This is a genomic window from Flavobacterium sp. LK-23 (assembly GCF_058135255.1).
The window spans coordinates 434864-445012 of sequence record NZ_JBYUVT010000003.1 but is presented as its reverse complement, the minus strand read 5'-3'; the positions used below and the strand labels follow the sequence as shown (position 1 = coordinate 445012).

The 10149-nt window shown below is 33.3% G+C and carries 8 protein-coding genes and 1 rRNA gene; 6 read left to right on the top strand and 3 right to left on the bottom strand.

What is annotated here, in order from left to right:
- Positions 1-137 precede the first annotated feature (137 nt).
- Positions 138-247 (top strand): 5S ribosomal RNA (gene rrf / locus AC3Y25_RS07605).
- Positions 248-584: 337 nt separating this feature from the next.
- Positions 585-2204, top strand: coding sequence for an alkaline phosphatase PafA (gene pafA, locus AC3Y25_RS07600; protein ID WP_489902311.1), 1620 nt, complete (start codon positions 585-587; stop codon positions 2202-2204).
- A gap of 124 nt (positions 2205-2328) precedes the next feature.
- Here the strand turns inward: pafA and ald are convergent, their stop codons facing one another.
- Entirely contained in the window at positions 2329-3447 is a 1119-nt protein-coding gene (gene ald / locus AC3Y25_RS07595) for an alanine dehydrogenase (protein WP_095931877.1), read from the bottom strand.
- A 201-nt stretch (positions 3448-3648) separates the two neighbouring features.
- Here ald and AC3Y25_RS07590 point away from each other — a divergent pair, with 201 nt between their 5' ends.
- Entirely contained in the window at positions 3649-4107 is a 459-nt protein-coding gene (locus tag AC3Y25_RS07590; RefSeq protein ID WP_073416996.1) for an Lrp/AsnC family transcriptional regulator, read from the top strand.
- Between the two features lie 64 nt (positions 4108-4171).
- Here AC3Y25_RS07590 and AC3Y25_RS07585 read toward each other — a convergent pair whose 3' ends face one another.
- Together AC3Y25_RS07585 and AC3Y25_RS07580 are read right to left on the bottom strand one after the other, a co-directional pair.
- Positions 4172-5620, bottom strand: coding sequence for a glyceraldehyde-3-phosphate dehydrogenase (locus AC3Y25_RS07585; protein WP_427875012.1), 1449 nt, complete (start codon positions 5618-5620; stop codon positions 4172-4174).
- A 200-nt stretch (positions 5621-5820) separates the two neighbouring features.
- A complete protein-coding gene (locus AC3Y25_RS07580) occupies positions 5821-7221 on the bottom strand; it encodes a trypsin-like peptidase domain-containing protein (RefSeq protein ID WP_095931875.1) in 1401 nt (466 codons plus the stop codon).
- A 161-nt stretch (positions 7222-7382) separates the two neighbouring features.
- On the opposite strand from AC3Y25_RS07580, the gene dapF reads away from it, so the two are divergent.
- From dapF to mltG, 3 genes are all read left to right on the top strand, one after another.
- Positions 7383-8165, top strand: a complete 783-nt coding sequence (gene dapF / locus AC3Y25_RS07575) for a diaminopimelate epimerase (protein ID WP_489902310.1) — start codon at positions 7383-7385, stop codon at positions 8163-8165.
- 85 nt (positions 8166-8250) lie between these two features.
- Complete coding sequence (locus AC3Y25_RS07570) at positions 8251-8784, top strand: GNAT family N-acetyltransferase (RefSeq protein WP_095931873.1); 534 nt, start codon at positions 8251-8253, stop codon at positions 8782-8784.
- A 10-nt stretch (positions 8785-8794) separates the two neighbouring features.
- Positions 8795-9835: an endolytic transglycosylase MltG gene (mltG, locus tag AC3Y25_RS07565; protein ID WP_250837167.1), complete on the top strand. Its 1041-nt coding sequence runs from the start codon at positions 8795-8797 to the stop codon at positions 9833-9835.
- Positions 9836-10149: the final 314 nt, after the last annotated feature.

The following is a 10149-nucleotide window of genomic DNA, read 5'->3' as shown; positions in this document are numbered from 1 at the left end:
AAACTTTTCCCCCCGAGCAATCGGGGGGAGGAAACTTTCTAAAAAATCATATTTGTTTCTTTATCTCAGTATGTTAAAATATTGTTTAATTGATAATTAATAATTAACAATTAAAAGCTGCTTGCAGCGAATAGCCTTAAGGTGGTTATTGCGGCGGGGCTCACCTCTTCCCATCCCGAACAGAGAAGTTAAGCCCGCCTGCGCAGATGGTACTGCAGTTTTGTGGGAGAGTATGTCGTCGCCTTTCTTTTGAAAACCCTATCCAAACCGGATGGGGTTTTCTGTTTTTAAGAAGTTTTGATCTGACCGAACATGATGGAATAATAGCCTCAGATTAAGCAAGTGCCGCGTTAGTGATGGGAGCGGCATCCTTTTGCGGGGCACGCAGGGCTTCTTTTTCCCATAAGCATCCATCCGCAAAAGATACAGCGGACAGCACGGCCCGCAGGGAAACGCCATTGGCATTAGAAAGCTTGTGCATATAAGTGTTAAATTATAGACAATTATCGGCGGTTAAATATTGATACTTTAGAGACTTTTTGGATTTGAATGAGTATTTTTGCTGTTTAAATTACTTTTTAAACATGAAGAAAAATATTTTATTGTTAGCGCTTCTTGCTGTAACAGGCTTAAGTGCACAACAACGTCCAAAGTTAGTGGTGGGTATAGTTGTCGATCAAATGAAAATGGAATATTTATATCGTTTTTCAGATGATTTTTCTCCAAATGGCTTTAAAAGACTAATGAATGATGGATTTACTTTCCAGAATATGCATTACAATTATATGCCAACTTACACTGCTCCTGGGCATGCTTCAATCTACACAGGTACAACTCCAGCGACTCACGGAATTGTAGGTAACGAATGGTTTAGCAGAACGCTTGGTAAAGAAACGTACTGTACTGACGATGCTGGTGTTAAAACAGTAGGGGATGGTACGGCAGAAGAAGGTGCTATGTCTCCAAAAAACCTTCAAAGCACTACTATTACTGATGAAGTTAGAATGGCTACTAATTTTACTGGAAAAGTTATTGGAATGAGTTTAAAAGATCGTGGTGCCATACTGCCAGCGGGCCATTTTGCTAACTGGGCATTTTGGTACAGTAAAACTGGGTCTTTTATTTCAAGTACTTTCTATGGAGAGAAGTTACCTGAATGGGTTACAGAATTCAATAATGAAAAAAATTACTTAAAATATATTAATAAAGGTTGGGATTTATATAAACCAGCTTCTGTTTATAATGAAAGTCTTCCAGATAATAATCCGTATGAAGGGAAATTATATGGAAGTGCTGCACCAGTTTTTCCATACGATTTAAAATCTATGTATGAGAAAAATGACGCTGGTGTTATTAGAGCGACGCCTTTCGGAAATGATTTGTTAGCTGAATTTGCAAAAAGAGCAATTGAGAAAGAAGAATTGGGTAAAGACAATATTACAGACTTTTTGACTGTAAGTTTTTCTTCTACAGACTACGTTGGGCACTTGTTAGGGCCAAGATCTATGGAACTTCAAGATACTTACTTGAGATTGGATCAAACCATTGCTGATTTTTTAGCATATCTTGATAAAACGGTTGGTAAAGGAAATTATTTGCTTTTCTTAACAGCTGATCACGCTGGTGCAGAAAATGTAATTTATCTTAAAGACCGTAAGTATAATGTAGATAATTACCCTTCTAAAGAGGTTAAGAAAAGCTTACAGGAGTTTTCAACTAAGACTTTTGGAGTAGATTTGATTCAAAATTACTCAAACTTTAATGTTTTCTTTAATAAGCAGATTATTAAGGACAAGAAATTAGAGCTTGATAAAGTGAAAGATGCTTTTAAAAAGTTTTTAATTACTCAGCCACAAGTTAAAAAGGTTTATACGGAAGAGGAAATTTTAGCTAATGCTGGAAATGATTATGCTCTTAATTTTGTGGCTAAAGGATATGATGTTACACAAAACGGTGATTTAGTTATTGTAGATAAACCTGGAATGATAGAATATACACCAACAGGAACATCACATGGAACAATTTATAGCTACGATACACATGTTCCTGCTATTTTTTATGGTTGGCACATCAAAAAAGGAGAATCTTACGATAAAAAAGCTATTACAGAGATTGCTCCAACAATAGCGCAGAAAATTAAAGTTACGTTTCCAAATGGAACAGAAGCGAAAGTTATGACTGAAGTTCTAGATAGTAAAAAATAGAAAAAATATAATACTTTGAAAACCTGTCTTCATGACAGGTTTTTTTATGGCATAAAAAAAGGCTTTTCAATTAAGAAAAACCTTTTGTAATAGTGACTTAGTAAGCACTTTTTTAAGTATTAGCCTATGCGTTTGCTAATACTATTTCTTCGTTAAAAGGTAAATTCCAAGCTTCTGCAACTCCTTTGTAAAGGATTTTTCCATTTGCTACGTTTAACCCTTTATTTAGTTCTTCATTTTCAGCACAAGCTTTTTCCCATCCTTTATTTGCTAATTGTACAGCATATGGTAAAGTTGCATTTGTTAAAGCTAAAGTAGAAGTGTAAGGTACAGCTCCTGGCATATTAGCTACACAATAGTGAACGATATCGTCGATAATGAAAGTTGGGTTTTCGTGAGTTGTTGGAGTACAAGTTTCAATACATCCTCCTTGGTCTACCGCTACGTCAACAACAACAGTTCCTGGACGCATTAATTTTAGCATATCACGAGTAATTAAGTGAGGTGCTTTTGCTCCTGGAATTAAAACTGCTCCAACAATTAAGTCAGCATCTTTAATTGCTCTTGTGATATTGTAGTGATTAGACATTTCTGTGTTTACGTTTGCTGGCATGATGTCATCTAACTGACGTAAACGTGGTAAGCTTAAATCCATAATAGTAACTTGAGCACCTAATCCAGCAGCCATTTTAGCAGCTTGAGTTCCTACGATTCCTCCACCTAAAACTAATACTTTTGCTGGCGGAACACCTGGAACACCTCCTAAAAGAATTCCTCTTCCTTTTAATGGTTTTTCAAGGTATTTTGCTCCTTGTTGGATTGCCATACGACCAGCAACTTCAGACATTGGAACTAATAATGGTAAGCTTCTGTCTGTTTTTTCTACAGTTTCATAAGCTAAACATACAGCTCCTTTTTCTAACATTGCATGCGTCAATTCTTCAGAAGAAGCAAAGTGGAAGTAAGTAAATAATAATTGATCTTTTTTGATCAATGGATATTCAGAAGCAATTGGCTCTTTTACTTTGATGATCATTTCAGCGATAGCATAAACTTCTTCAATAGTTGGTAAAACAACTGCCCCAGCTTCAGCATATTCCGCATCAGCGAAACCGCTTCCTAATCCAGCAGTAGATTGAACATAAACTGTATGTCCGTGTTTTTTCATTTCAGAAACACCTGCAGGAGTTAAGGCAACTCTGTTTTCGTTATTTTTTATTTCTTTAGGAACACCTATTATCATTTTGTTATATTTTTTTGTTTTTATTGAAATTGTTTTACAAATCTACAGATAGAGAATAAATTATGGTTTAATGCATAATAAATAAGAAAATATTATTTTATTTTTTACTTTTACAGAAAAATATTCTGTTTAGGAGCGGATTTTATTCTTTAAAAAGAAAAAAAGACTAAATCGGACTAATTTTAATAAAACGTTTTCGTTATGGCTTTAGATGAAATTGACAAAAAAATCCTACGTCTGTTACAGGAAGATGCGCACTACACTTTAAAAGACATCGCAAACAAAATAAATTTGTCTTTAACGCCTGTTCATGATCGGGTGAAACGTCTTGAAAAAGATGGAATTATAGAAAAATATGTGACGCTTTTAGATAAAAAAAAACTTGGAAATAATTTGACGGTTTATTGTCAAGTTACACTGACAAAACAGACTTATGATACTTCAGAAGGATTTAATCAGTCGATTTTGAATTTGCCTGAGGTTGTAGAATGCAATTATGTTTCAGGAAACTTCGATTATATGCTGAAAATCATAATTCCAGACATGGAAAGTTACCATCATTTTCACCAGAAAAAATTATCAATACTGCCTGAGGTTTCACTAATAAATACCGTTTTTGTAATTTCAGAAGTAAAGAGTACTACTGTTCTTCCTATTTAAACTAAAACAAAAAACCATCAAGAAAATCCTGATGGTTTTAAGAAAAAAAGTTAGTTTGGTTGAATTAATAATAAGTATAACGTCTTACTTTGGCAATATATTTTGCTAAGCGAATTACTTGATGACTGTAACCATATTCGTTATCATACCAAATATACAGTACAATGTTTTTTCCATCTTTTGAAACAATTGTTGCATTGCTATCATAAATTGATGGTGCTGAAGTTCCAACAATATCAGAAGAAACTAATTCGTTGTTTAATGAGTATTTTATCTGCTCTACCAGTTCTCCTTCAAGAGCATACTTCTTCATGATTTTATTGATTGCCGTAATAGAGGTAGGCTTCTTAACTTCTAAGTTTAAAACCACAAGTGATCCATTAGGAACAGGAACACGAATCGCATTCGAAGTTAATTTGCCTTCCAAAGATGGTAAAGCTTTTGCTACAGCGCTTCCTGCTCCAGTTTCGGTAATTACCATGTTTAAAGCTGCAGCTCTTCCGCGACGGTATTTTTTGTGCATATTATCAACCAGATTCTGGTCGTTGGTGTAGGCATGAATGGTTTCTAAATGTCCTTTTACAACTCCAAGAGTTTCTTCAACTACTTTTAAAATTGGAGTTATGGCGTTTGTTGTACAAGAAGCGGCAGAGAAAATATTTATTTCATCAGGATTAAAATCGTTATGATTCACACCATGTACAATATTTGGAACACCTTTTCCTGGAGCAGTTAACAGAACTTTATTTGCTCCGTTTGAGGTTAAATGTCTTTTTAATGCTTCTTCGGTTGTAAATGCGCCAGTATTATCAATAACTAAAGCGTCATTAATTCCGTATGTGGTATAATCAATTTCTTCAGGTGAATTGGCAGTAATGATATGAACGGTTGTTCCGTTTATAATTAAGGCATTATTTTTAGCGTCGGCTATTACTGATCCTTGGAAATCTCCGTGAATGGAGTCGTATCGTAATAGAGAAGCTCGTTTCTCTAAGCTTGATGCGTCATTTTTATCACGGGTTACAATTGCTCTTAATCGCAACTGATTTCCTTTTCCTGTTTTCGACATTAGCTCTCTTGCCAATAAACGTCCAATTCTTCCAAAGCCATATAAAACAACATCTTTTGGTTTGATTTCTTTTGAAGATTTTGCTTTTTTCAGCTTATCAATAACAAAATATCTTGCATCGGGATATTTTTCATCTTCTAAACGATACTCGTAAGTTAGTTTTCCTAGATCTATTTTTGCTGGCGGAAGATCTAATGATAAAACCACTTTTGCAATCTCGACAGAATCGAATATTGTAATTGGTTTTCCAACAAATTCACCAGCGTATTGATGAAGATTGATAATATCGCTAACGTTTTTATCCAATAATTGATTTTTGAATAAAACCATCTCGATTGATTTGTCATACCATAAATCGCTTATGACTTTAATTAATTCGACACCTGCTTTTCTTCGGTCGACTTGTAAGGATACCTCTTTTTGGTACAATGATTTGTTACTCATAATTGAAAAAATAAAATGCTCACTATTTTAAAATTTGGCGCAAAAGTATCCATTTCAATCGATTTCGTAAACTATTTTAGCATTTATTTTTGAAAATAAAAAAGTCATCTTAATTTTTTAAGATGGCTTTTTTGAAGTTTTCAGTCGCAGTCACAGTTTTCAGTTTTTAGTAACTGAAAACTGTGACTGAAAACTGCGACTTAAATAATTATTCTGAAAATCTCTCCGTTTCTGTTGATCATTTCAATTCGTACGCTTTGTCCTTCGTCTTTTTTACTTAAAAGTTTTGAAACAGTTTCAACGTTGGTTGCTTTTACATTATCAATACTTAGAATAATATTTCCTAGTAGTTCGTTTTGATATTGCATTAAATTTTCATTGCTGATGTTTTTAATTTTAACACCATAATCAATTCTGAATTTTTTCTTGTCAGCGGCATCAATGTTTTCTAATTCAATTCCTTTAAATTCAGCGCTGTAAAACTCATTTTTGCTTAACGTTACAGGAACTGTTTTGGTTTTTCCTTCTTTAATATAAGTTACTTTTACAACATCGTTTGGACGTTTTGTATTGATATAACCTGATAAATCTGCATAAGTTGCAATATTTTGGTCATCCAATTTTACGATAATGTCACCTTTTGTTAAACCAGCTTTTTCTGCACCAGAGTTTTTAGAAACTCTATTAATATAGAATCCTTGCGTTTCTGTTACACCCAATTCTTTAGAAGCCGTTGCATTCAATTCGCCTCCTTCAACTCCAAGAATACCTCTTTGAACATTTCCGTATTCCATAATGTCCTCAATAATTTTGCGGGCAATATTAGAAGGAACAGCAAAAGAATATCCAACATAAGAACCTGTCATAGAAGAAATCATGGTGTTGATTCCGATTAATTCTCCTCTCGCATTTACTAACGCTCCACCACTATTACCTGGGTTTACAGCAGCGTCAGTTTGTATGAAAGATTGGATTCCGCTTTGGTCTAAATTTCTGGCTTTCGCCGAAACAATTCCTGCAGTTACTGTTGAAGTTAAATTATACGGGTTTCCAACTGCCAATACCCATTCTCCAACTTTTACATTGTCAGAATTAGCAAAAGCAGTGTAAGGAAGTTTTTCATCGGCATTGATTTTTAAAAGAGCAATGTCCATTTTAGAGTCGGTACCAATTAACTTCGCTTTGTATGATTTTTTATTGTTTAAAGTAATTTCAATTTCTGTAGCGTCTTTAATTACGTGATTATTAGTCACAATGTACCCGTCTTCAGAAATAATTACACCAGAACCAGTTCCTACTTGTTCTTGTTGTTGCTGTCCGCCGTATCCGTAGAAAAACTCAAGCATCGGATTGCTTACGGTTCTTCTCGAAACATTTTTTACGTGAACAACAGTGTGGACAGTTTTGTCTGCGGCTTCGGTAAAATCTAGTATTTCAGCACCTAAACCAACATTTTTTCCATAAGAGTTAGGGGCAAGAGTTACAACAGAATTTCCTTTTCCAAAAAAAGAATTGTTGCTTTCAAATAATAACTTGTAAGCACCAAGAGTAATAGCACCACTTAATAATGATACTAAAAATAAGGCTGAAAATCTTTTCATATTAGAATTTGTAATTAAGTTATTAGAATTTAAGTTTCATGTTTTATTTAACGTAAAATTACTTCAAAAAATTATTTGGAAAAACGGTTTAACGCTCTTTAACAATGATTAACATTTCATTAATTAATAGTTCGTACTTTTGTATCTCTAACAACTAAAAAATGCAAGTAGAATTTTATAAATATCAAGGCACAGGAAATGATTTTGTAATGATTGATAACCGTTCTAATTTCTTTCCAAAAGATGATGTTAAACTTATTGAGCGTCTGTGCGACAGACGTTTCGGAATTGGAGCTGACGGATTAATCCTTTTAGAAAATGATACCGAAACCGATTTTAGAATGGTCTATTACAACTCGGATGGAAACCAAAGTTCGATGTGTGGAAATGGAGGTCGTTGTCTTGTTGCTTTCGCTAATCAATTGGGAGTAATTGATGATAAAACGACTTTTATCGCAACAGATGGTTTGCATCATGCTTCTGTAAATGCCGACTCCATTGTTTCTTTACAAATGATAGATGTTAATGAAATCCAAAAAAAAGATTCTTATACGTTCCTAAATACAGGTTCTCCTCATCATGTTCAGATTGTGGATGATTTGGAACATTATAATGTAAAGGAGAACGGAGCCGCGATTCGTTATGGTGAATTGTACGGAGAAAAAGGCAGTAATGTCAATTTTGTAAAAAAAGTAGATAACGATACTTTTTCTTTAAGAACATACGAAAGAGGCGTTGAAGATGAAACTCTTGCCTGTGGAACTGGCGCTACAGCCGTTGCAATTGCTATGAATGCAATTGGCGAAACAGATAAAACTTCAATAAACTTAAATGTTGAAGGCGGAAAACTTGTCGTTTCTTTTGATAAAGATAATGATGGTTATACCAATGTTTTCTTAACAGGACCTGCAAAATTTGTATTCAAAGGTACAATTGAGATTTAATTTATAAATACCAATTTTTAAAATCCCAAATTCCAATTGAGATTTTAAAATCTAAAATCTGCAATCTAAAATCTGAAATATCGAGATGATAACATTAAAAGGCGATTCCATTTATCTACGTGCTCTTGAACCTCAAGATCTCGAGTTTATTTACTCTATAGAAAATGATGAAAATATCTGGGAAGTTAGCAATACACAAACTCCTTATAGCCGTTTTTTGATTAAACAATATTTAGAAAATGCTCATCAAGATATTTATGAAGCAAAACAGCTTCGTTTGGCAATCTGTCAAGACGAAGATTTTCCTGCTATCGGATTGATTGATTTGTTTGATTTTGATCCTAGAAATAATAGGGCAGGGATTGGTATTGTCATTCAGAAAGAAGAAAATCAGGGAAAAAATATTGGTTCTGAGGCTTTAGAGCTTTTAATTAAGTATTCTTTTTACAATTTAAATCTCCATCAATTGTATGCAAATATTGGTGTACAAAATGTAGCCAGTCTTGCACTTTTTACTAAATTTGGTTTTAAGAAAATCGGAATCAAAAAAGACTGGATTTTGTATCATAACCACTATCATGATGAAGCAATTTATCAGTTAATTAATAAACAAATTTAAATTTTAAGCTTTGAGTCTAAAGAAAATAATCACAATAAGTGCCGTAGCCATTATTTCAGTTCTATTGATATATGGTTTTATTTTAGTAAGTAAAATTTTTAGTTCTAATACTAAATTTGAAGAGAAAGAAGTATATGTTTACGTGCCTACAGATGCTAGTTATGCCGATGTAAAGAAAATATTAGCACCTTATATTAAGAATTTTGACAACTTTGAAATGGTTGCTGAAAAAAGAGATTATCCGCAAAATGTAAAATCGGGTCGTTTTCTTTTAAAGAAGGATATGAACAACATCGATCTAGTTCGTGCAATGCGTTCTAATATTCCGGTTAAGTTAGTTTTTAATAACCAAGAACGTTTAGAAAACTTTGCTGGAAGAATCGGCAAAGAAATCGAAGCTGACAGTTTATCCTTAATGAAAGCTATAAAAGATTCTACATTTTTAGCCGCAAACGGATTTAATGAAGAAAACGTCTTTGCAATGTTTATTCCAAATACGTATGAAATTTATTGGAATACATCGGCAGAGAAGTTCCGTGATAAAATGATTAAAGAATATAATAATTTCTGGACAGCTGATAGAATCGCTAAAGCAAAAGCGCAAGGATTAACCCCAGTTCAAGCCACAATTTTAGCATCAATTGTACATAAAGAGTCCGTTAAAAAAGACGAAAGACCTCGTATTGCTGGTGTTTATTTAAACCGTTTGCGTTTAGAAATGCCATTACAAGCAGATCCAACAGTTATTTATGCTTTAAAATTGAGAGATAACGACTTTGATCAAGTTATTAAAAGAGTTTTTTATAATGATTTAGTTATGAGATCTCCATACAATACTTACGTAAACAAAGGACTTCCTCCAGGACCAATTGCAATGCCAGATATTACAGCTTTAGAAGCGGTTTTAAACCCAGAAAAGAACGATTATATTTATTTCTGTGCAAGTGTTGACCGTTTCGGATATCACGAGTTTGCGGCGACATTGGCAGAACACAATGTAAACGCAAAAAAATATTCAGACTGGATCGCCAGTCAGGGCGTAACAAGATAATTTTGTTTGTCTTAATAATATTAAAAAACCGAAGCCAATTTTGCTTCGGTTTTTTTGTTTTCTTTTTGAAGTGAAAATGTCCTTTAGAACTAAAATTTATCAAATTGCTATTTTGACGATTTTTAAGTTTATCATAATAAAAAAATAAACATTTATTAATGAAGAATTTTATAAAATTCGAAAATTGCTTTTCAAGATTTGTATAAAAAATCACCATTTTAACGTAAGATAATTCTTTCTTTTTTGCTAAAAAAGCTTAAAATTTATATAAAATACGATTTTTTTTGGCCTCATTTTTCAATTTTTAAGCTCAA